The sequence below is a fragment of the Streptantibioticus silvisoli genome, from assembly GCF_027947535.2.
Classification (GTDB): Bacteria; Actinomycetota; Actinomycetes; order Streptomycetales; family Streptomycetaceae; genus Streptantibioticus_C; species Streptantibioticus_C silvisoli.
Map to the genome: position 1 here is coordinate 1 of NZ_JAAGKO020000046.1, position 21,564 is coordinate 21,564.

At 73.0% G+C, this 21,564-nt stretch carries 20 protein-coding genes; 9 read left to right on the forward strand and 11 right to left on the reverse strand.

Annotated features, from left to right (window positions below; translation table 11 throughout):
• Both POF43_RS25935 and POF43_RS25940 read left to right on the forward strand, forming a co-directional pair.
• Positions 1-1,535, forward strand: a 1,535-nt coding sequence (locus tag POF43_RS25935; protein WP_303659697.1) for a succinic semialdehyde dehydrogenase, incomplete at its 5' end; no start/stop codon positions are given.
• 37 nt (positions 1,536-1,572) lie between these two features.
• Entirely contained in the window at positions 1,573-3,477 is a 1,905-nt protein-coding gene (locus POF43_RS25940; protein ID WP_282704781.1) for a GMC oxidoreductase, read from the forward strand.
• Between the two features lie 679 nt (positions 3,478-4,156).
• Here POF43_RS25940 and POF43_RS25945 read toward each other — a convergent pair.
• A complete protein-coding gene (locus POF43_RS25945; protein WP_303659698.1) occupies positions 4,157-4,546 on the reverse strand; it encodes a chorismate mutase in 390 nt (129 codons plus the stop codon).
• A 316-nt stretch (positions 4,547-4,862) separates the two neighbouring features.
• Between POF43_RS25945 and guaA the strand changes: the two genes are divergently transcribed.
• Positions 4,863-6,446 (forward strand): glutamine-hydrolyzing GMP synthase, encoded by a 1,584-nt coding sequence (gene guaA, locus POF43_RS25950; RefSeq protein ID WP_271316787.1) that lies wholly within the window; start codon positions 4,863-4,865, stop codon positions 6,444-6,446.
• 216 nt (positions 6,447-6,662) lie between these two features.
• Entirely contained in the window at positions 6,663-7,571 is a 909-nt protein-coding gene (locus POF43_RS25955) for a LysR family transcriptional regulator (protein WP_271323664.1), read from the forward strand.
• Between the two features lie 24 nt (positions 7,572-7,595).
• Here the strand turns inward: POF43_RS25955 and POF43_RS25960 are convergent, their stop codons facing one another.
• The 10 genes from POF43_RS25960 to POF43_RS26005 all read right to left on the reverse strand — a co-directional run bounded on the left by POF43_RS25960 (position 7,596) and on the right by POF43_RS26005 (position 17,479).
• Complete coding sequence (locus tag POF43_RS25960) at positions 7,596-8,195, reverse strand: hypothetical protein (RefSeq protein WP_271323665.1); 600 nt, start codon at positions 8,193-8,195, stop codon at positions 7,596-7,598.
• Between the two features lie 215 nt (positions 8,196-8,410).
• Positions 8,411-8,599: a DUF397 domain-containing protein gene (locus POF43_RS25965; protein WP_271316784.1), complete on the reverse strand. Its 189-nt coding sequence runs from the start codon at positions 8,597-8,599 to the stop codon at positions 8,411-8,413.
• Positions 8,596-9,411 carry a helix-turn-helix domain-containing protein gene (locus POF43_RS25970; RefSeq protein WP_271323666.1) on the reverse strand — a complete coding sequence of 272 codons (816 nt, stop codon included), beginning with the start codon at positions 9,409-9,411 and terminating at the stop codon, positions 8,596-8,598. The genes POF43_RS25965 and POF43_RS25970 overlap by 4 nt, the downstream gene beginning before the upstream one ends.
• Before the next feature lie 319 nt (positions 9,412-9,730).
• Complete coding sequence (locus POF43_RS25975; RefSeq protein ID WP_271323667.1) at positions 9,731-11,362, reverse strand: glycoside hydrolase family 13 protein; 1,632 nt, start codon at positions 11,360-11,362, stop codon at positions 9,731-9,733.
• The gene (locus POF43_RS25980) at positions 11,359-11,652 is read right to left on the reverse strand and encodes a hypothetical protein (protein WP_271323668.1); all 294 of its coding nucleotides are present in this window, start codon (positions 11,650-11,652) and stop codon (positions 11,359-11,361) included. The genes POF43_RS25975 and POF43_RS25980 overlap by 4 nt, the downstream gene beginning before the upstream one ends.
• A 62-nt stretch (positions 11,653-11,714) precedes the next feature.
• Complete coding sequence (locus POF43_RS25985; protein WP_271323669.1) at positions 11,715-12,797, reverse strand: glycoside hydrolase family 130 protein; 1,083 nt, start codon at positions 12,795-12,797, stop codon at positions 11,715-11,717.
• Positions 12,797-13,699 (reverse strand): carbohydrate ABC transporter permease, encoded by a 903-nt coding sequence (locus tag POF43_RS25990; protein ID WP_271317186.1) that lies wholly within the window; start codon positions 13,697-13,699, stop codon positions 12,797-12,799. Before POF43_RS25990 ends, POF43_RS25985 begins: the two co-directional genes overlap by 1 nt.
• Positions 13,700-13,701: 2 nt before the next feature.
• Positions 13,702-14,643 carry a carbohydrate ABC transporter permease gene (locus tag POF43_RS25995; RefSeq protein WP_271323670.1) on the reverse strand — a complete coding sequence of 314 codons (942 nt, stop codon included), beginning with the start codon at positions 14,641-14,643 and terminating at the stop codon, positions 13,702-13,704.
• 9 nt (positions 14,644-14,652) lie between these two features.
• Positions 14,653-15,939, reverse strand: coding sequence for an extracellular solute-binding protein (locus POF43_RS26000; protein ID WP_271323671.1), 1,287 nt, complete (start codon positions 15,937-15,939; stop codon positions 14,653-14,655).
• A gap of 511 nt (positions 15,940-16,450) precedes the next feature.
• Positions 16,451-17,479 carry a LacI family DNA-binding transcriptional regulator gene (locus tag POF43_RS26005; protein ID WP_271317968.1) on the reverse strand — a complete coding sequence of 343 codons (1,029 nt, stop codon included), beginning with the start codon at positions 17,477-17,479 and terminating at the stop codon, positions 16,451-16,453.
• Positions 17,480-17,873: 394 nt separating this feature from the next.
• Here POF43_RS26005 and POF43_RS26010 point away from each other — a divergent pair, with 394 nt between their 5' ends.
• The 5 genes from POF43_RS26010 (at position 17,874) to POF43_RS26030 (ending at position 21,429) form a co-directional block, all read left to right on the forward strand.
• A complete protein-coding gene (locus tag POF43_RS26010) occupies positions 17,874-18,482 on the forward strand; it encodes a LacI family DNA-binding transcriptional regulator (RefSeq protein ID WP_271325471.1) in 609 nt (202 codons plus the stop codon).
• Positions 18,483-18,539: 57 nt separating this feature from the next.
• Complete coding sequence (locus POF43_RS26015) at positions 18,540-18,992, forward strand: GH39 family glycosyl hydrolase (RefSeq protein WP_271325472.1); 453 nt, start codon at positions 18,540-18,542, stop codon at positions 18,990-18,992.
• Between the two features lie 132 nt (positions 18,993-19,124).
• Positions 19,125-19,538, forward strand: coding sequence for a hypothetical protein (locus tag POF43_RS26020; protein ID WP_271325473.1), 414 nt, complete (start codon positions 19,125-19,127; stop codon positions 19,536-19,538).
• A gap of 226 nt (positions 19,539-19,764) precedes the next feature.
• Entirely contained in the window at positions 19,765-20,496 is a 732-nt protein-coding gene (locus POF43_RS26025; RefSeq protein WP_271325635.1) for an LmeA family phospholipid-binding protein, read from the forward strand.
• Positions 20,497-20,646: 150 nt separating this feature from the next.
• Positions 20,647-21,429, forward strand: coding sequence for a class II aldolase/adducin family protein (locus POF43_RS26030; RefSeq protein ID WP_271318538.1), 783 nt, complete (start codon positions 20,647-20,649; stop codon positions 21,427-21,429).
• The last annotated feature ends 135 nt before the right edge of the window (positions 21,430-21,564 follow it).

Below are 21,564 nucleotides of genomic sequence, written 5' to 3' on the forward strand. Positions count from 1 at the left end.
ACGTGGTGACCCCGCAGCTCGTCGCCCGCCTCACCCGCGGCGTCGCCGGCAGTGGACGCGCCGTCAGCCACGCGCCGTTCACCGGCGAGAAGCTGGCCGAACTGCCCGAAGCCACCCCCGGCGAGGTCGCCGAGGCGTTCGAACGCGCCCGGCAGGCGCAGCGCGGCTGGGCCGCCACCCCCGTGCGGCAGCGTGCCGCCGTGCTGCTGCGCTTCCACGACCTCGTGCTGCGCCGCCAGGCCGAGGTGCTCGACCTCATCCAGCTGGAGACCGGCAAGGCCCGGCTGCACGCCCACGAGGAGGTGCAGGCCGTCGCGGTCGCCGCCCGGCACTACGGCATCAAGGCCCCCGGCTACCTGCGCCCCCGCCGGCACACCGGCGCCCTGCCGGTGCTGACGAAGGTCACCGAACTGCGCCACCCGCGCGGCGTCGTCGGCCAGATCGCGCCGTGGAACTACCCGCTGGAGCTGTCCGTCGGCGACGCGCTGCCCGCCTTCGCGGCCGGCAACGCCGTCGTCATGAAGCCCGACACCGAGACCGCGCTGACCGCGCTGTGGGCCCGCGAGCAGCTCATCGAGGCCGGCCTGCCGGCCGACGTGTGGCAGGTCGTCATCGGCGAAGGACCGGTGGTGGGCCCCGCGGTGGTCGAGCAGGCGGACTACGTGTCGTTCACCGGGTCCACCGCCACCGGCCGCCGGGTCGCCGCCCAGGCCGCCACCCGGCTGGTCGGCGCCTCCCTCGAACTCGGCGGCAAGAACGCCATGCTGGTGCTCGCCGACGCCGACCTCGACAAGGCCGCCCAGGGCGCGGTGCGCGCCTGCTTCTCCTCGGCCGGCCAACTGTGCGTCTCCATCGAGCGGTTGTACGTCGACACCGCCGTCGCCACCGCCTTCCTCGACAAGTTCGCCGCGCTGACCCGGCAGATCAGGCTCGGCACCGCGCTGGCCTACGGCGCCGGCATGGGCTCGCTCGCCGGGGAACGCCAACTGGCCGCCGTCACACGGCACGTGGACGACGCGGTGGCCAAGGGCGCCACCGTGCTGGCCGGCGGCCGCCCCCGCCCGGACGTCGGACCGTACTTCTACGAGCCGACCGTGCTGGACGGCGTCGACCCCTCGATGGCGGTCTGCGGCGACGAGACGTTCGGCCCGGTGGTCTCCGTCTACCGTTTCGACAGCGAGGACCAGGCGGTCACCCGCGCCAACGCCACCCCCTACGGGCTCAACGCCAGCGTGTGGACCCGCGACGCGCGGCGCGGCGCCCGGATCGCCGCCGCACTGCGCACCGGCACGGTCAACGTCAACGAGGGCTACGCCGCCGGCTACGGCAGCGTGCAGTCGCCGATGGGCGGCATGAAGGACTCCGGACTCGGCCGCCGCCACGGCTCCGACGGCATCCTGAAGTACACCGAGCCGCAGACCGTCGCCGCCCAGCGCGTGCTGCCGATGGGCCCCGCCCTCGGCATGACCGACGAGCGCTACGCCGCCCTGATGACCCAGGGCCTGAAGCTGATGAAGACGTTCCGCCTGCGGTGACGGCGGTTCCGATCCGTACCTACGAAAGGCTGATGGCGTGACCGAGGAGAACGCGAGCGCCGCCGGGTCCGGCGGCCCGGACGGCTTCGACTACGACGTGGTCGTCATCGGGTCCGGCTTCGGCGGCTCGGTGGCGGCCCTGCGGCTGACCGAGAAGGGCTACCGGGTCGGCGTGCTGGAGGCCGGCCGCCGCTTCACCCGCGAGACGCTGCCGAAGAACTCCTGGGACGTGCGCAACTACCTGTGGGCGCCCGCGCTCGGCCTGTACGGCATCCAGCGCATCCACCTGCTCAACAACGTCCTGGTGCTGGCCGGCGCCGGGGTGGGCGGCGGTTCGCTGAACTACGCCAACACCCTCTACGTCCCGCCGAAGGCGTTCTTCGACGACCGCCAGTGGGGCCACATCACCGACTGGGCCGATGAGCTGGCGCCGTTCTACGACCAGGCCAAGCGGATGCTGGGGGTGCGGACCAACCCCACGATGACCCCGTCCGACCTGCACCTGAAGGCCGCCGCCGACGGCATGGGCTACGGCGACACCTTCCACCTCGCCCCGGTCGGCGTCTTCTTCGGCGACGCCGACGACGCGGCCGGCGACCGCGTCACCACCCCGGGCGGCGAGGTGCCCGACCCGTACTTCGGCGGCGCCGGGCCCGCGCGCCGGGCCTGCGTCCAGTGCGGCGAGTGCATGACGGGCTGCCGGCACGGCGCGAAGAACACCCTGACGGAGAACTACCTCCACCTCGCGGAGTCGGCCGGCGCCGAGGTCCGCGCGATGACCACCGTCGTCGGCCTGACCGAGCACCCGCAGGGCGGCTACCGGATCGCCACCGTGCCCACCGACCGGCGCCGCAAGGCGAGGCCGGCGGTGCTGCGGGCCGGCCAGGTGGTCGTCGCGGCCGGCACCTACGGCACCCAGACCCTGCTGCACGCGGTCCGCGACCGGGGCGAACTGCCGCGCATCTCCGACCGGTTGGGCATGCTGACCCGGACCAACTCCGAGTCGCTGGTCGGCGCCCAGACCACCGACCGCCGCTACCGCGCGGCGCACGGCGCCGCCCGCGCCGACTTCACCCAGGGCGTGGCGATCACCTCCTCCGTCCACCCCAACGACCACACCCACATCGAACCGGTCCGCTACGGCAAGGGCTCCAACGCGATGGGCGCGCTGTCGGTCCTGCAGGTCCCGCACGGCGGCCGGGGCCCGCGCTGGCTGTCCTACCTGGCCAACAGCGTCAAGCACCCCTCGCTGACCGCCCGTTCGCTGTCGAACCGCAAGTGGTCGGAACGCACCATCATCGGCCTGGTCATGCAGACCTCCGACAACTCGCTGACCACGTACCGCAAGCAGAAGGGCCTGGGCAAGGGCCTGCTGACGGCCCGTCAGGGTCACGGCGCGCCCAACCCGACCTATCTGCCGGAGGGCGCCGAGGCGGCCAAGGCGGTCGCCGCCCAGATCAACGGCTTCGCCGGCAGCAGCATCGGCGAGATCGTCGACACCCCGATGACCGCGCACTTCCTCGGCGGCTGCCCGATCGCCGCCGACCCCGAGCACGGCGTCATCGACCCCTACCAGCGGCTGTTCGGCCACCCCGGCGTCCACGTGGTCGACGGCTCCTCGGTCTCCGCCAACCTCGGCGTCAATCCGTCGCTGACGATCACCGCGCAGGCCGAACGCGCGATGTCGCTGTGGCCCAACAAGGGCGACGCCGACCCCCGCCCCGCGCAGGACGCCGCTTACGTACGCCTCGCCCCGATCGCCCCCCGTCACCCCGTCGTCCCCCCGGACGCCTTCGCCGCCCTCCTGCTCCCGGTACCGGCGCTCCCGCCGAGGGCGCGGCCGGCCGCGCGGACGGAGCCGGAAGTGGAGCCCGAAACGGAGTCGGCGGCGGAGCCAGAAGTGGAGTCGGAACCGGAGCCGGAAACGGAACCTCGGGGCTGACCGAAAACGATCGGCGCCGGGCCGTCGTCGTGACGGTACGTGGAAGGGCTCCGCGCGGCGCTAACGGGGGGCGCCGGGCGCGGAGCCCTTCGGGCACGCGGCGTCAGGGCGGCGCCGGGTGCCGGAGCAGGCGGCGGCGCCGGGGGGAGAGCCGACCGCACTGCTGGTCCACGGGGGTGCCGACCGATTAAAACCGGCCAGCGGGTATTCATCGTGCGCGATGTCCTGCCGTCCGCGCAACCACCGGGACGCACTCGATCGGGTGACAGCAAGGTCACCCCGGGTGGCGCACCGGCAGCGGCGGTCCGAGCCGTTCGCAGAGCGGCCGGTCCCGGGCGTCCCCGGGGGCCGACCGCCTTCTTTCGGTCGATGACCGGGCCGCTGTCCCCTGCTGACCGGTCACCTGGTGAACCGGGGCGAGGTCCCACGACGCGCAACCCAGGCACGTCTCATCGCCCCGGTGAATCCACCCAGCTGCGCCTGGGCGGGCTCCACGCGTGGTTACTCCGAGCCGACCGCCCCTGGATTGGGACGGGCAACACCTTCAACGAAGCGCGCGCCCACCGGTCACGTGCCGGACGGGTGACACGCCTCGAAAGGGTTACCCGCCCCGGCCGGCCCCGCCGCGCCGCCGCCTCCTGCCGCCCCCCGCCGCGCCGCCGCCGCCCCGCGGCCCGTGTCACACCCGGCCGCGGCCCAGTTCCAGCAGCGCCATCGCCAGCGCGGTGCCCGGCCGGCCCAGGCGGCCGCTGTAGGTGCCGATGACCTCGGTCTCGCGGGCCAGGCTGATCCGGCGGCCGCCGGAGGCGATCCGGGCGCGCTGGATGCCGGCCGAGACCGCCATCCGTTCCCGGACCAGGGCGATGATCCGCCGGTCGAGGTCGTCGATCACCGACCGGTCCGCGCTGACCGCGCCGACCGCCGCGTCGGTGCGCGCGCCGGTGTCCGCCGCGGCCGGGCCCGCCGGGGTCGCCGTACCGGCCGGGGTCGCCGGGTCCGCCGGGCCGGCCGGGGGCGTGGCGCTGTCCGCGGTCGTCGTACCGGCCGGGGGCGTGGTGCTGGGCGTCATGTCCGTCACTCCTGGGGGAGCGGCCCCCGGAGCGGTTCGCGGTACCGGAGAACGCCAGGCGCCCCGGACCGAAACCGGTCCGGGGCGCCTGGGGGATGTCTGGGGTGCGTTCAGACAGCGTGGCCATGGCAGCCGGACCAGCCGGTGCCATAGGTAAACGCGAAGTGCGTGCCGCTGTACATACCGCCACTATGCCACACGGCCGCCGCCGACCGACCGGGAGCGGCCGGGACCGGGCGCGGACCGGGGGCCCTCCCCGCACCGGTAGAATTGCGCCATTCCCGTGAACCGTGCAAGAACCGCCGGAAGGCCGCCCGTGGCATCAGCGACCCCCGCTCCCCCCGAGACCGTGCTGGTCGTCGACTTCGGCGCGCAGTACGCACAGCTCATCGCCCGCCGGGTCCGGGAGGCCCGGGTCTACAGCGAGATCGTCCCGAGCACCATGCCGGTCGCCGAGATGCTGGCGAAGCGCCCCAGGGCCATCATCCTGTCCGGCGGCCCCTCCTCCGTCTACGCGCCGGGCGCCCCGGCCATCGACCGCGCGCTGTTCGAGGCCGGTGTCCCGGTCTTCGGCATGTGCTACGGATTCCAGCTGATGGCGATCACCCTCGGCGGCACCGTCGACAACAACGGGCGCCGCGAGTACGGCCGCACCCCGCTCGCCGTCGGCCTGACCGGCTCGACGCTGTTCGAGGGCACCCCGGCCGAGCAGTCGGTGTGGATGTCGCACGGCGACGCGTGCTCGGCCGCCCCCGAGGGCTTCGCCGTCACCGCCTCCACCGACTCCGTGCCGGTCGCCGCCTTCGAGGACGACGAGCGCCGGCTGTACGGCGTGCAGTACCACCCGGAGGTCATGCACACCACGCACGGCCAGCAGGTCCTGGAGCACTTCCTGTACCGCGGCGCCGGCATCGAGCCGACCTGGACCACCCACAACGTGGTCGAGGAGCAGGTCGCCGCGATCCAGCGGCAGGTCGGCGACAAGCGCGTCATCTGCGGCCTGTCCGGCGGCGTGGACTCCGCGGTCGCCGCGGCCCTGGTGCAAAAGGCCGTCGGCGACCAGCTGACCTGCGTCTTCGTCGACCACGGCCTGCTGCGCAAGGGCGAGGCCGAACAGGTCGAGAAGGACTTCGTGGCCGCCACCGGCGTGCGGCTGAAGGTCGTCGACGCCCAGGAGCGGTTCCTGACCGCGCTGGCCGGGCGGACCGACCCGGAGGAGAAGCGGAAGATCATCGGCCGGGAGTTCATCCGGGTCTTCGAGCAGGCCGCCTCCGAGGTCGTCGCCGAGGCCGGCGAGCACGGCGAAGCGGTGGAGTTCCTGGTGCAGGGCACCCTCTACCCGGACGTCGTCGAGTCCGGCGGCGGCACCGGCACCGCCAACATCAAGTCGCACCACAACGTCGGCGGCCTCCCCGAGGACCTCCAGTTCCAGCTGGTCGAACCGCTGCGCCAGCTGTTCAAGGACGAGGTCCGCAAGGTCGGCGAGGAACTCGGCCTGCCGTCGGAGATCGTCTGGCGCCAGCCGTTCCCCGGTCCCGGCCTGGGCATCCGGATCATCGGCGAGGTCAACGGCCCGCGGCTCGACCTGCTGCGCGAGGCCGACGCCATCGCCCGCGAGGAGCTGACCGCGGCCGGCCTGGACCGCGACATCTGGCAGTGCCCGGTCGTGCTGCTGGCCGACGTCCGCTCGGTCGGCGTCCAGGGCGACGGCCGCACCTACGGTCACCCGATCGTGTTGCGCCCGGTCTCCTCCGAGGACGCCATGACCGCCGACTGGTCCCGCCTGCCGTACGACGTGCTGGCCCGCATCTCCACCCGCATCACCAACGAGGTCGCCGACGTCAACCGCGTCGTGCTCGACATCACCAGCAAGCCGCCGGGGACCATCGAGTGGGAGTGACCTCCCGCGCGTGAGATCCGACGAAGGGGCCCGGCGTACGTCACGCCGGGCCCCTTCGCCGTCCGCCCCTGCGCCTTCTGTGACGTCACCGTCTGCGTCTGCGTCCGTGCCTTCGCTTCCGCGGCGGCCCGCCGGCGAGCTGTCCCACCGCAGAGACCGGGCGCATTCAGTGCCCGGGATGCTGAATGGGCCGGTGGCACGCCTAGGATGCCGACCGTGGAACTGAGACATCTGGAGTACTTCGTCGCGGTCGCCGAGGAACGCCACTTCACCCGCGCCGCCGAACGCCTCATGGTCTCGCAGTCCGGGCTGTCGGCGTCGGTGCGCTCGCTGGAGCGCGAACTGGGCGCCCGGCTGTTCGTCCGCAGCACCCGCAGCGTCGAACTCACCGGCGCCGGACGGGCGTTGCTGACCGAGGCGAACCGGACGCTGTCCTGCGTCAGGGCCGCCCGGGAGGCGGTCGCCGCGGTGCAGGGGCTGCTGCGCGGCTCGCTGGCGGTCGGCACCGAGCAGTGCCTGGTCGGCGTGCACGTGCCCGCGCTGCTGGCCCGGTTCCGCTCGGCGCACCCGCAGGTGGAGATCCGGCTGCGGCAGGCGGGGTCGGCCGGTCTCGCGGAGGACGTGCAGGCCGGGCGGCTGGACCTGGCGTTCGTCTCACTGGCCGGCCCGGTGCCGGACGGGGTGCGGCTGCTGCCGCTGGAGTGCGAGCCGATGGTGCTGCTGTGCCACCCCGACCACCCGCTGGCCGGCGAGGAACGCGTCGCGTGGGCCAAGCTGGCCGGCGAGCCGTTCGTGGACTTCCACGGCGACTGGGGTGCCCGCGGTGTCACCGACCGGGCGTTCGCCGCCGCCGGGGTGGAACGCCGGGTCGACCTGGAGGTCAACGACGTCCACACCCTGCTCGACCTGGTCGGCCACGGCCTCGGCGTCGCCGTCGTGCCGCGCCACTTCCGCGCCAAGGAGCAGGCCGCCGCCCTGCGCGCCGTCCCCCTCGACGGCGACCAGCACCTCTGGCAGGTCTCCGTCGCCCTCCCCGACGAGGACCGCACGGCCCCGGCCGCCCGCGAACTGCTGTCCTACCTCGACCTCCCGCGCCGCGCCGCCGCGAGCACGCCGGGGAAGTGACCGCCGGCTCCGCCGCTGCCGCTGTCAGTCCGGCAGGCGGGACAGTTCGCCGGCGCGGCGCAGGTCCTTGGGGCGGGCGGACGCGCGGCGCATGCGGATCAGGTCGTCACGGCGCAGGTAGCGGACGGTGAGGCCGTCCGCGGCGGTGGTGGTGTGCGCGCGGTCGAGGAAGCCGCCGACCGCCAGGCCCCAGCGCAGGGCGGGGGTGCACAGGTCGCCGCCGACGGACGCGGCGGCGAACCGCACCTTCGGCAGCCGGAACGCCGCCGGGGCGAGGGGGACCGGCCGGCCCGCTTCGTCGAGCAGGCGGGCGGCCACCGCGCTGAACGCGGCGGTCAGCGCCCCGGCCCCGGCCGGGGCGCCGTCCCACAGCAGGTCGAGATCGCCGGTCGGTTCGGCCGAGCCGTGCATGATGCCCGCGCACTGCCCGATGACCACGACCCGCGCGCCGGCCGCGTCGAGCGCGCGCAGCAGCGGGAACGGGTCGAAGCCGGCCGCGCTGTCCGTCGCGAAGGTCCCGGTGTCCTCGTCCGCGTCGTCGTGCGTGCGGCCGGTGAGCGGGCGGTCCCGCGCCGACTCCCGGGTGCGCCGGGCCGATGCGCGCAGCCGCTCCAGCGGCGTCACGCCCGGCCCCCGAGGCGTCCGGCGCAGGCGGTGCCACGGCGGCCGGAGGTGACCGGGGTCGGAACGCGGCGCATCGTCGGTGCCTCTCCGCCCTTTCGTTGACTGGTTGTTGACTACGACAACGTTGACGGTAACAACGACCAGTCAACGGTTCGCCGGACAACGGTACGCCCCCACCGCCGACGCGGGCCGTGGGGGCGACGGGTGCGGTGGGGCTACACCGCGTGGGTGCGGGCGAACGCCACGAAAGCGGTCCAGGCGTCCGGCGCGAACGCCAGCAGCGGGCCGGACCGGTCCTTGGAGTCACGCACGTGAACGGTCGCGGGGGCCGCGGCGACCTCGACGCAGTTGCCGCCCTCGCCGTCGCTGTAAGTGGATGTGAACCACGCCAACTCGGTGTTCATAGTTCCTCCGCCAACTCGGAAATGAACCGTGCCGACTCCTCCACGTCGAGGGCCTGCATGCGGATCATTCCATAGGTCTCCGTCAATGCACTGACTTTCCCGGCGTCGCTGTGCAGGAAACTCGAACCCTGTGCTTCGACGTAGGCGAATTTCTCGTGGTGTTTGTTCTCCAGCAGCACCACCGGCCCGTACAGCGCCTGCGTCGAGCCGCGGTCGGCCGGCAGCACCTGGAGGGAGACGTTGCGCAACTGCCGCACGCGCAGCAGGTGGTGGAGCTGCTCGCGCAGGATGTCCCGGTCGGCGACGTGCGAGCGCAGGGCCGGTTCGTAGACCACGAAGCTGAACAGGGTGGGCGGGGTGGCGGTGAGCTTCTCCTGCCGGTGCAGGCGGGCCCTGACCCGTTCGTCGATCGTCTCGTCGTCGAGTGGCGGAAAGTATTCGTGGATCAGCGAACGCGTGTATGCCTCGGTCTGCAACAGCCCCGGAATCAGGAGCGCTTCGTAGGAATGCAGCACGACTGCTTCCGCCTCGTTGTGCATGAATTCCATCGAGCGCAGCGGGAACTTCTCCGGCGTCAGGAACTTGTCGGCCGCCACCAGGAATCCGCCCGCGCGGCACATCTGGTCGGCCACGGTCAGCAGGCGCTTCGACGGCCGGCGACGGCCCACTTCCATCGATGAAACGGTCTCGTATGCGTAGCCCGCCTCTTTTCCCAGTTCCTCGCGGCTGACGCCGGCCCTGGTGCGCCAGAGCTTGATCTGTTCGCCGCAGTACTTCCACGACTGGGGCGGTTCCGGTTCCGTAGCGGCCACTTGGGGCCCACCTCCACGTATCGCGTCGGATTCGTTGCGTGAAGGTTAGGCCCGAGAAGATCCGGCTTCTGACGCTTCAGAGGTATTTCACCCTATAAGTCAAACATGGGCCAAGACCGTTCCCGTCGTGGACGGCGGGTGATTCTGCTCAAGTAGCCTGCTGACGAGTATGTTCGCCGCGCGGCCCGGTGCCCAGGCGTAGCACCCGTACGACCGGCGCGGTACGCGACGGTTCCGGATGGTGTACGGACGGTGACAGCGTGTCCCGGCCGGTCGCCGCGGGCCGGTCGCTGCCGGCCGGTCGTCGCACCGCCGGGTCTCAGCGCTGGGGGAGCGTCACCCACACCGCGGTGTCCGTCGGTATCCGGTCGTCGGCCGTCAACGCGGCGCTGGCGACCAGCAGTTCCGCGCCGTCCGGCAACGGCACCGGGTCCGGGCCGAAGTTGACCAGGCAGCGGGCCGTACCGTCGCCCATCGGGAACGACAGCAGGTCGCCGCCCGGCGGCCCGTCGAAGGTCAACGAGCCACCGCCGGAAAGCAGTTCGCGCCGAAGACGCAACGCCCACCGGTACAGCCGCAGTGTCGAGGCGGCGTCGCAGCGCTGCGCCGCGACCGACAGCGGTCCCCAGTCCGGCGGCTGGGGGAACCAGCAGGCGGACGGCGCCGCGGTGGAGAAGCCGTAGGGCGGCTCGTCGCCCTGCCAGGGCAGCGGGACCCGGGCGCCGTCGCGGCCGCGTTCGCGGTGGCCGGAGCGTTCCCACAGCGGATCGCGCAGGGCGGAGTCGGGCAACTCGGCCTGTGGAAGGCCGAGTTCCTCGCCCTGGTAGACGTACGCCGCCCCCGGCAGCGCCAGCATGAGCAGGGCCGCCGCGCGGGCGCGCCGCAGGCCGGCCGGTCCGCCGCCGTAGCGGGTCACCGGGCGGATCGCGTCGTGGCTGGAAAGCACCCAGGTGACGGGGGCGCCGACGCTGGCCATCGCGGCGGCCGAGCGCTCGGCGACCGCGCGGATCTCGCCGGCGTGCCAGCCGCATTCGAGCAGGTCGAAGGTGAAGGTCTGGTTCATCTCGCCGGGCCGCACGTAGCGCGCGAGGCGGCCGGCGTCGAAGACGGCGGCCTCGGCGACCAGGAGCCGGTCGGCGGGGGCGACGGCGCCGGGCGGGGCCGGGTGGGAGTCGAGCACGGCACGCCAGGAGCGGAAGAGCGGGTGCAGCTCGTCGCGGTCGTAGTAGGGCAGCAGGTGGTTGCGGGACAGGTCGGTGTGCTGGCCGGGGCCGGCGTCGGGCAGGCCGGGCTCCTTGAACAGCGCGTGCGCGACGTCGATCCGGAAACCGTCGGCCCCCCGGTCCAGCCAGTACCGCAGGGTCCGTTCGAAGTCGCCGACCACCTCGGGGTCGCGCCAGTCGAGGTCGGGCTGTTCGGCGGCGTGCAGGTGCAGGTACCACGCGCCCGGGGTGCCGTCGGGTTCGGTCACCCGGGTCCACGCCGGGCCGCCGAACGCGGACCGCCAGTCGTTCGGCGGGAGGTGGCCGCCGGCGCCGCGCCCGGCCCGGAACAGGAAGCGGTCGCGCTGCGGGGCGCCGGGGCCGGCGGCCAGCGCGGCCCGGAACCACGGGTGCCGGTCGGAGACGTGGTTGGGCACCAGGTCGATCAGCACCTTCAGGTGCAGCGCGTGCGCCCGTTCCACCAGCGCGGTGAACCCCGGGTCGCCGCCCAGTTCGGGGGCGACGGCGGTGTGGTCGGCGATGTCGTAGCCGGCGTCGGCCAGCGGGGAAGGGTAGAACGGGGTGATCCACACCGCGTCGACACCGAGCCACGCCAGGTGGTCCAGCCGGCGTGCGGCGCCCGGCAGATCGCCGACCCCGTCACCGTCGGCGTCGGCGAAGGCCCGCGGGTACAGCTCGTAGCAGACCGCGTCCCGCCACCAGGGGGTGGCCGCCGCCGGCCGGGTCACGGCACCTCCACCGTCATCACGTGCCCGTTCGCCGCCGACCGGGTGGCCGCCTCGGCGACCGCGACCGCGGTCGGGCCCGCGTGGGTGAAGGAGCGGGGGCGGGTGGCGACCGCGCCGCGGGAGTGAACGGCGGTGGCCACCACGGTGTCGACCGGCCGGCCGGCCGCCGGCGCGGCGACCGACAGGGCGGCGTGCGTGCCGGGCGGGGTGGCGACCGCGACGGCGTCCACGAACGCGCCGAACGCGCCGAACGCGCCGAACGCGCCGAACGCGCCGAACACGCCGAACACGCCGAACGCACCGCAGCTCGGCAACCCCGGCCCCGGCGGACCGGATTGCGGCGGGCGCCCCATCAGCCGTCGATCCGGTCCAGGCGGGCCACGCCGATGTGCGCGTCGGCCATGCCGTAGAAGACGAAGCGCTGCCCGTCGATCTCCTCGATGGCGGTCGGGAAGACGACGTTGGGCACGGTGCCGTTGGTCTCCTGCTCGGTGCTCGGTGCCATCAGCGGCTCGGTGGAGCGGGCCAGCACCCGGCCGGGGTCGGCCGGGTCGAGGATCATCGCGCCGGCCGCGTAGCTGACCTCCTGCTGCGGGGCGAACGGGTCGTCGATCGAGCCGGAGACGCCGTGGTGGATCAGCAGCCAGCCCTCCTCCACCCGGATCGGGGCCGGTCCGGCGCCGATCTTCAGCTCCTCCCACGGGTGCTGCGACAAGGCGACCAGCCGGTGGTGGCGCGGCCGGGTCAGCGCGGTGATGTCGGCCTCGGCCTCGGCGGCCGGCACGTAGGAGATCCAGATGCCGGGCCGTTCGTCGGTCAGGCCGGCCGGCAGGTGGACGCCCTCACCGGGCCGGAACCAGCCCAGGTCCCACATCGGCCGGTGCAGCATCGCGTAGCTCGGCTCGCCGTCCGGGCCGGGCACCGGTTCGGGGAAGTGGACGACGTCCTTGTTGGGGAACAGGTTCAGGTCGGTGTCCAGGTCCGGCTGGTAGGCGAACTGGACCGGGCCGAGCCGCCGCCAGTCCGTCAGGTCGGTGGACAGGGCCACGGCCGGCTTGGGGCCGAGCGGCCCGTAGGCGACGTAGCTCATCACGTAGCGGCCGAGGGAGGGGATCCAGGTGACCCGCGGGTCCTCGACGCCGGCGTTGTTCTTGCCGCGTTCCCAGCCCGCGTCGGGCGCCAGCACCACGCCGCGCCGTTCGACGCCGGTCGGGACGCCGTCGATCAGGATGACCTCGGCCAGCCCGACCCGCGAGACGTTGCCGTCGGACACCAGCCGGGGCAGCAGGTGCAGGGTGCCGTCGGGGGTGCGGCCGGAGGCGGGGTTGAGGACGCCCTCGGTCTCGTCGGCCGCACCGGGCAGCGGGGACATCACCACGCCGACGCGGGTGAGGCGGTAGGGAACGGGGGGCACGGGGGCGCTGGTGGAAGACATCAGCCTTTGACTCCGGCGTCGATGTGGGTGGAGGTGAAGTGGCGCTGGAAGACCAGGAACAGCACCACGGCCGGGATCGCCAGGATCACGGCGGCGGCCATGATGCCGCCGGTGGGGTTGGCGACCAGGGTGGCCTGGAGGTTGCTGGTGAAGTTCGCCAGCGACACCGCCAGGGGTTCCATGTTCTGGTCCTTGGTCACCAGGAACGGCCACAGGAACTCGTTCCACGGGCCGATGAAGGTCAGCAGCACGCCGGTGAGGATCGCCGGGCGGGCCACGGGTATCGCGATCCGCCACAGGACGGTCAGTTCGCCGGCGCCGTCGATGCGGGCCTGTTCGAACATCTCCGCGGGAATCTGCACGAAGAACTGCCGGAAGACGAAGACCGCGGTGGAGTTGATCGCGAACGGCAGGATCATCCCGAGGTAGTTGTCGCCCAGCCCGTAGTCGCGCACGATCAGCACGTACAGCGGCAGCACCAGCAGCTGGAACGGCACGGCCTGCACCAGGATCAGCGAGGTCAGCAGGCTGGAGCGGCCGGCGAACCTCAGCCGGGCCAGGGCGTAGCCGGCCATCAGGCCGAAGACCAGGGTGCACAGCAGCACGCCGATGGTGAAGATGCCGGAGTTGAGCAGCGAGCGGCCCAGGTGGATCGCGCTGTCGATCTGGGAGTAGTCGGCGCCGGTGGTGTTCGACGGGTGCGGCACCGCGCCGGCGATCGTGGAGTCCGGCGTCTTCTGGAGCGATCCGACGATCATGTAGTAGAAGGGGAAGAGGAACGCCACAGCGGCGACGAGCAGCACGGCGAGCCGGGCCGGCCGCAGCCCGGCGCGTTCGGGCCGGCCGGGCGCGGTGGCGGGGGAGCGGGGAGCGGTGGGCCGTTCCGCGACGGAGGCGGTCATGGTCAGTCTCCCTTCTCGGTGAAGCGGCGGGCGATCAGCGACAGCGCGACGACCAGGACGACCAGCACCACGCCGAGCGCGGCGGCGAAGTCGGGGTGGGCCTGTTCGATGCCCTTCTGGTACATCACCAGCACCGGCGAGACCGACGCGTCGGCCGGACCGCCGCCGCCGGTGAGCAGGTACGGCTCGGTGAACAGGTTGGAGCCGGTGATGATCGCGAAGACCGTCACCACCGTGGTGGCCGGCCGCACCCCCGGCACCGTGACGCTGAGGAACGTGCGCAGCGTGTCGGCGCCGTCCACCGAGGCGGCGTCGTACAGCTCGCCGGAGACGTTCTGCAGCGCGGCGAGGTAGAGCATCACGAAGAAGCCCAGCTGCTTCCAGGTCACGAAGAACGCCAGCACCGGCATCGCCCAGGTGGAGTTGACCAGCCAGGACGGGTCCGGGGCCAGCGGGCCGAGGACCTTGTCGACCAGCCCGTCGGAGCCGAACAGGAACGACCACACGGCCACCAGCGCCACCGACGCGGTGACGTACGGCAGGTAGAACGCGGCCCGGAAGAAGCCGCGGAACGGCAGCTTCGCGTTGAGCGCGGCGGCCAGCACCAGGGCCAGCACCACGGTCAGCGGCACGTTGATGACCAGGAAGATCCCGATGTTGACGAACGACTTGCGGACCACCGGGTCGGCGAAGACGTCGCGGTAGTTGGCGAACCCCACCCACCGGCTCGGCACGTGGGCGCCGGGCGCGGTGAAGTAGAAGCGGTGGAAGGAGATCCACAGGTTGTACAGCAGCGGGTAGGCGAAGACGACCAGCAGGAAGACCACGTAGGGCGTGACGAACCAGTGGCCGACGCGCGGCAGGAAGCGGCGGCGGCGGTCCGCGGTCGCGGGCGGGCGGCCGGGGGCGGGGGAGCGCGGCGCGGTGGCGGTTGCGGTGGACATCGGGCTACCTCAGTATTCTGCGAGGATCTTGGAGATCTTCACGGAGGCCTCGTGCAGGGCCGCGTCCGGCGACTGCTTGCCGAAGATCACGGACCGGCTGTAGTCGTCGCGGAACTCCTGCCACATGTCGATGGAGCCGGCGACGTCGGGGACCTCGACGGTGCGCGAGGCGGCGTCGGCGAAGGGCCGGTAGCCGGCGTTCCTGGCGAACCACGAGGCGTAGGTGCCCAGCAGGTTCGTGCGCATCGGCATCTGCCCGGTGGCCGAGAGCAGCTTGCCGTCCTGCTGCTCGGAGGTGGCGAACTTCAGCACGTCCCAGGCGGTCAGCCGGTTCTTGCAGGCGGTGAACATGTCGACCGACTTCTCGTCGCTGAAGGTGTGCACCTGATCGGCCGGCATGCCGTTCTGCGTCGGCACCGGCATCACGCCCCAGTCGACCTTGCCCTGGTAGGCGGCGATCGCCCACGGGCCGACGGTCGCCATCGCGGTCCTGCCCTCGGCCATCGCGTCGCCGGGGTAGGCCTCCTGCGGGGCGAGCTTGTCGCGGTACAGGGTGTTCCAGAAGTCCATCGCCGCCCGGCCGGCCGGTGAGTCGAACTGCGGCTTGCCGTCCTTGACCAGCGGCTGGCCGTGCGACTGGGCGATGAAAGCCGGGTAGTAGTCGTACCAGGGTTGGAAGAAGTCCGAGGCGGGCGACGGCCAGATCGCCGACGGGGCGGCGCCGCTGGAGACGATCTTCTTCGACGCCGCGACGAACCGCGCGTAGGTGGTCAGGTCCGGGTGGTCCGGGTCGATGCCGGCCTTGGCGAAGATCTTCTTGTTGTAGAGGATCATCACCGGATTGGTCTTCCACGGCATCTGGTAGAACTCGCCGTCGGCCGACTCGTACTGGGCCGCCCGCGCGCCGGTGCGGGCCTTGATGTAGGCCGCGGCGCCCGGGAAGGTGTTGAGCGCGACCAGCCCGGCCTGCTGCTGGAACTGCGGTACGGAGGCGGGCGAGCCGTTGAAGACCAGGCAGGCGCTGTTGCCGGCGATGATCGACGCGGACTCCGCCTCCTCGGAGGTCTTGCCCGCCGGGATCTGCCGCGCGGTGACCTTCTGGTCGGGGTGCTGCCGGTTCCAGTCGGCCACCATCGCGTTGCCCCAGCCGATCTCCTGGGCGTTGTCGGACAGCCAGACGGTGATCGGCCCGCGCGAGGTGTCGGCCACCGCCGGGTCGGGGCCGGACCTGGCGCACGAACTGGTCGCGGCGACCAGTCCCAGCGCCACCAGCGCCAGTGCGGTTCTGCGGAACACGGAACTCTCCAAACTGTCGTCCGCCGGGCTCCGTCGCCGGGCGGGTGGGGGACGCTTGGAACGGGGTGGGCTCCTGCGGGGGATGCCTCCGGCGGGGCGGCTTTCGGCGGGGGATGCCTCCTGCGGGGGTGGGCTCCTGCGGGGGTGTCGGGGGTGTCGGAGGTGTGGGGGTGCCGACGCTGTTGCGGGGTGCGGGCGTTGACCGGTGCGGGGGCGGCCGGTGCGGGTGTTGAGCGGTGTGAGGGTGCGGGCGTGCGGGGCGGCGGGGCGACCGGGCGGTGCCGGTCCCGGGCCGATCGCGGGGCCGGCGCGGGCCGATCCCGGGGCCGGCCTCGGGCGGTCGCCCCGCCGGGGCGGAGGTGCTGCCGCCGGGGTCCGGCGCGCCGGAGGCAGTGACGACGTCCGGCCGCCGAAGGTCACCGGATGCGCCGGAGGCCGCCGACGTCAGCCGCCGAAAGTCGCACCGCCGCACCGCCGCCCGGTCGCACCGCCGGAGGCCACCCCCTCGGTGCTACCGCCCCGGTGCCGGGCCCGTCGACTCGCGGAGCGTCAGCGTCGACGGGTCGAGGGCGACGTGCGGGGCGGTGCCGCGTTCGATGACGGTGTGCAGGGTCTGCGCGGCGACCGCGCCCCAGCGGTGGATGTCGGCGCGGGCGGTGGTCAGGCGCGGGTGGGTGTACGCCGCCAGCGGGGTGTCGTCGTAGCCCACCACCGACAGGTCGCCGGGGACCGCGAACCCGGCCTCCTGGGCGACGGCGATGCCGGCGATGGCGGACAGGTCGTTGGCGTAGACGACCGCGGTGGGGCGCGGGGTCAGCGCCAGCAGTTCCCGGGTGGCCCGCGCGCCGCCCTCGGCGCTGAATCCGCCGGTTAAAACGGGTCCTTGCGGCAGGCCGGCCGCGGTCAGCGCCGCCGCCCACGCCTCGCGGCGCCGCTGCGCGTGCCGGAACTCGGCGGGGCCGGCCACGTGCGCGATCCGCCGGTGCCCGAGCCGCGCGAGGTGGTCGACGGCCTCGGCGAAGGCCGGCCGGTCGTCGAGGTCGACCGAGCACAGGCCGCCGCAGAACTCCCGGTCGCCGACCACCACCGCGGGCATCCGCAGGGCGGTGACCAGGGCCGGGCGCGGATCGCCGACCCGCAGGTCGGTGATGAGCACGCCGTCCACCCGCCGGTCGGCCGCCAGCCGCCGGTAGGTCGCGGCCTCCTGGGCCGGGGCGGCCACGTTGAGCATCAGCCCGTGGCCGCGGGCGGTCAGCACCGATTCGACGCCGGCGATGAAGGTGGAGAAGAACGGGTCGGCGCCGATGAGTTCCGGCTCGCGGGTCAGCACCAGGCCGAGCGCGCCGGCCCGTCCCCGCGACAGCGCCCGTGCCGTCCGGCTCGGCTGCCAGCCGACCCGTTCGGCGGCCGACAGGATGCGCGCCCGCGTCTCGTCCGACAGTCCGGGCCGGTTGTTGAACGCGAACGACACCGCGCTCGGTGACACTCCGGCCAGTCGCGCCACATCCGCGATCGTCGGCCGTTTCCCGGCTGCGGCCATCGGTCTCCTCCTCGCGTCGTCCTCGCGTCGTCGCGTCCGCTGCCCGTTCCCCGTCCGTTTTCCCGTGACGGCAGCGTTGCTCAGCCGCTGACTAAAGCGGTTTATCTGACCGCCGTCAAGGGATCTGACCGGATCGGCATATGGGGCAATCGCTGCTTGACCATGCCGAAGCGCGCGAAGAACGGGCGCTTCCGGCCGCCGAAACCGGCCGGTTGGCCGGGTGGATGGCGAGGCGGAAACGTTTGCCGGTTCGGGGCTTTACGACTCCGCGACCGGGCGGCCGGTATCCGTGTACGCGCTTGCATAGGCGCATAGGCGCATAGGCGCGTAAGCGGGTCGCGGCGACGAAGCGGCGCATCCCGGTACGACGCGGGGAGGTCGTCCGGTGCGGGAGATGCCCACCGTGTACGAGGTCGCCGCGCTGGCAGGCGTGTCGACGGCCTCGGTCTCCCGCGTGCTGGCCGGGAACGACCGGGTGCGGCTGGAAACGCGGCCGGAGACGCGGACGAAGGTGCTGGCCGCGGTCGCCGAACTCGGCCACCTGCCCAGCGCGGCGGCGCAGAACCTGGCCAACCTGGGGTTGTGCTTCCCGGACCCGGTCGGGGACCAGGACATCGTGGAGAGCGACGCGATGTACTGGTACGACGAGGTGATCCGCGGCATGGAACGCGCCGCGCGGCGCTCAGGGTTCGCGGTGCTCATCGCCGCCGGCCACGCCGACGACGACCGCGACACGCTGTCGATGGTGGTCGGCCGCTGCGGGACTGGCGGTGCTCGCGCACACGGTGGACAGCGCGACGCCGGAGCGCCTGGCCGGCCGGATGCCGGTGGTCCACGTCCCCCGGCGCCGGCCACTGGTACGCGGTCGCCGACGCGCTCGTCAGCGGGTCGCTGTCCGCACCGGTGCCCGCCACCGCGCTGCCCGACGGCCACGCCACCGTCGCCGTCACCGCCGCGGCCGGCGAGACGGTCCGGCGGCTCCCGCGCCCGTGGCGGCCGATGATCGGCTCCGAGCACCTGAGCCACCTGCTGTGCGACGACCTGACGGGCGGCCAGGTCATTGGCGACGAACTGCGCGAGGTGCTGCGGCTGTCCGTCGGGCACTTCGGCGTGCGGACCGTGCGCGCACGCCATCCTCGGCGACGACCTCGGCGTCTACCGCGAACGCGACGGCGAACCCGTCCACGACTTCACCGGCGTCGACCGGTTCTACGACGAGGTCATGGCCCTCGGCCTGCGCCCGGTCGTCGAACTGGCCATCATGCCGAGGGACTTGGCCCGCCACCCGGACAAGACCGTCTGCGGCTACCACGCCGTCATCTCACCGCCCGAGGACTGGGACCGCTGGCAGGCGCTGATCCGCGACCTGACCGCGCACCTGGTCGAGCGCTACGGCCTCGACACCTCCGGCGCGCCCATCGACTTCGTCGCCGCCCACGTCTTCGGCACCGCGCCGCTGGACCTGCGGCCGATCCTCGCCCGGCACGGCCGCGAGGACCTGAAGCTGTGGTGACCCGAGTGGGGCCCGAGGCCCACCCACTTCAACGAGGTCGGCGACTCCGTCTTCGCCGCGCTGTCGCCGGCCGAACGCCTCGGTGACCACGAACTCGTCGCCCGGGTCACCGGTGACGGCGCCGGCAGCCTGGTGCAGACCCTGGCCGCCCGCCACGACGACGGCCGGGTCGGCGTCCTGGTGTGGAACGGCACCCTGGACTACAGCCGGGTCGGCGGCAGCGAACTCCTCGGTCGCCAGGTCACGTTGACCCTTCAGGGGCTGACCGCCGACGCCTACGCGGTGGTCCACCACCGGATCGACGAGGCGCACTCCAACGTCCGCGCGGTCCGGCGCGAGCTGGGCGCCGGCGCCGACTGGCCCGACGGCCCGGCGCAGTGGGACGCGCTGCGCGCCGCGAACGGGCTGGCGGTGCTCCCCGAACCGGACGCCACCGCGGCCGACGGCACGGTCACCACCACGTTCGACCTGCCCATGCCGGGCGTGTCCTACCTGGAGTTCATCCCCGGCGACTCTCCCTCCGGAATTCCGTTGTCTGGTCGTTGACGAAGACAACGGTTTCACGGAACACCACCCCAGCCCCAGCCCCCGCCCCGCCCCGGTGACGTCCCGCCGACACCCGCAGCCGACACCCGGCGGCGTTTTCCCCCGGACCGTCACTGATGTGACAGATGGTCATGGACCTGGCAGGATCAGGCGGTTCGCGGGGCGAGGGGGGAAGGGAAACCGGCGTGCCGGACCTCGCCCCCGTCAACGTGTGGGGGAGAACAACATGGGACGACGCTGGGTCAAGGTACTCACCGTCACCGTCGTGGTCCTGGCGGCGCTCTTCGTGGCCGCCGACCGGATCGCGGTGCACCTGGCCGACAACTTCGTCGCCAAGAAGGCCGACGATAAGTACGACTTCGACAACAACACCACCTCGTACACCACCGTGGACATCCACGGATTCCCGTTCCTGACCCAGGCGCTGGGCCGTTCCTTCGACCACGTCACGCTCACCGCCGGCAACCTCACCTCCAGCGACACCGCCCAGAGCCCGGGCGGCTACCTGACGGTGGCCAAGGTCCAGCTCGAACTGCACGACGTCCAGGTCGCCCCGACCTTCGACAGCGCCCGCTCCGGCAGCGTCACCGGCACGGTCACCATCGGCTGGGCCGACCTGTCCCAGGCGGTCGGCCGGATACTCGGCGCGAGCCAGGTCACCGTCACCCCGCACTCGCTGACCGACGGCGACCCGGGCCCGGCGGCGCACACCGTCGCGGTGCGGCTGGCCGGCCGCTACGACGGCCGGGCGCTGTCCGGCGACGGCAGCATCACCGCCGACGGCAACGAGCTGCGCGTCAGCGTGCCCGCCTCCGGCAAGCCGCCGGCCGACTGGCCGATCGACCTGCCCGCCGGCCTGGCCTTCGGCGGACTGCGCACCGCGCACGACGGCCTGGTCCTGCTCGTCACCGGACAGTCGGTGACCCTCGGCGCCTCCGGCACACCCCTGGGCAACTAGACCTACCCGGCGGTAGCTTCGGGTGTCATGACCGACATCGTGCCCGCCACCGAGTCCGCGGCCGGATCCCCGGCCGACTTCGTCCCCACGGAATCCGCTCCGGCGGGGTCCGCGCCCGCGGGGTCCGCTCCCGCCGGACGGGAGGGGGCCGTGCCGCCGCAGCCCGTCCCGCTCGACCAGCTGCACTTCGCGCTGCCGCCCACCTTCGACGACGTCGCCGCCGAACGCCGCCACCGCAAGGAACGCCTCGCCGCCGCCCTGCGCCTCTTCGGCCGCCTCGGCTTCGAGGAAGGGGTCGCGGGCCACATCACCGCCCGCGACCCCGAGTTCACCGACCACTTCTGGGTCAACCCGTTCGGGATGTCCTTCAAGCACATCACCGTCAGCGACCTGATCCTCGTCAACCACGCCGGCCAGGTCGTCGAAGGCCGCTACCACGTCAACCAGGCCGCCTTCGCCATCCACTCCCAGGTGCACCTGGCCCGCCCGGACGTCGTCGCCGCCGCCCACAGCCACTCCACCTACGGCCGCGCGCTCTCCAGCCTCGGCGAACTGCTCGAACCCATCACCCAGGACGTCTGCGCCTTCTACCAGGACCACGCCCTCTTCGACGACTACACCGGCGTCGTCCTCGACGAGGAGGAGGGCCGCCGCATCGCCGGCGCCCTGGGCCCCCACAAGGCGGTCATCCTGCGCAACCACGGCCTGCTCACCGTCGGCGACTCCGTCGACGCCGCCGCCTGGTGGTTCATCACCATGGAACGCTCCTGCCAGGTCCAACTCACCGCCAAGGCCGCCGGCACCCCCGTCCCCATCACCCACGACAACGCCCTCCACACCCACGGCCAACTCGGCAACGACCTGGTCGCCTGGATCAACTACCAACCCCTCCACCAGCAGATAACCCGCGACCAGCCGGACCTCTTCGACTGATCGGTGCTTTCGGGAGGGGTGCGTGCCGGGGGACGGGGGAGTGGCTGGCGGAGGAGGCGCTCGACGGCGGCGCGGCCGGTGCGGCCCGTCGGCGGGAGGTGTGCCGGGGCGGTCGGGCCGACGGTTTCGCCGGTG

What these genes read in the sequence shown, in the direction of transcription:
- POF43_RS25965 (WP_271316784.1), bottom strand. Translation starts at nt 8,599, where the DNA reads ATGAACACCGAGTTGGCGTGGTTCACATCCACTTACAGCGACGGCGAG.
- POF43_RS26005 (WP_271317968.1), bottom strand. Translation starts at nt 17,479, where the DNA reads ATGGCCGCAGCCGGGAAACGGCCGACGATCGCGGATGTGGCGCGACTG.
- POF43_RS25995 (WP_271323670.1), bottom strand. Translation starts at nt 14,643, where the DNA reads ATGTCCACCGCAACCGCCACCGCGCCGCGCTCCCCCGCCCCCGGCCGC.
- POF43_RS25985 (WP_271323669.1), bottom strand. Translation starts at nt 12,797, where the DNA reads ATGTCTTCCACCAGCGCCCCCGTGCCCCCCGTTCCCTACCGCCTCACC.
- POF43_RS26025 (WP_271325635.1), top strand. Translation starts at nt 19,765, where the DNA reads ATGGGACGACGCTGGGTCAAGGTACTCACCGTCACCGTCGTGGTCCTG.
- POF43_RS25990 (WP_271317186.1), bottom strand. Translation starts at nt 13,699, where the DNA reads ATGACCGCCTCCGTCGCGGAACGGCCCACCGCTCCCCGCTCCCCCGCC.
- POF43_RS25945 (WP_303659698.1), bottom strand. Translation starts at nt 4,546, where the DNA reads ATGACGCCCAGCACCACGCCCCCGGCCGGTACGACGACCGCGGACAGC.
- POF43_RS26010 (WP_271325471.1), top strand. Translation starts at nt 17,874, where the DNA reads ATGCCCACCGTGTACGAGGTCGCCGCGCTGGCAGGCGTGTCGACGGCC.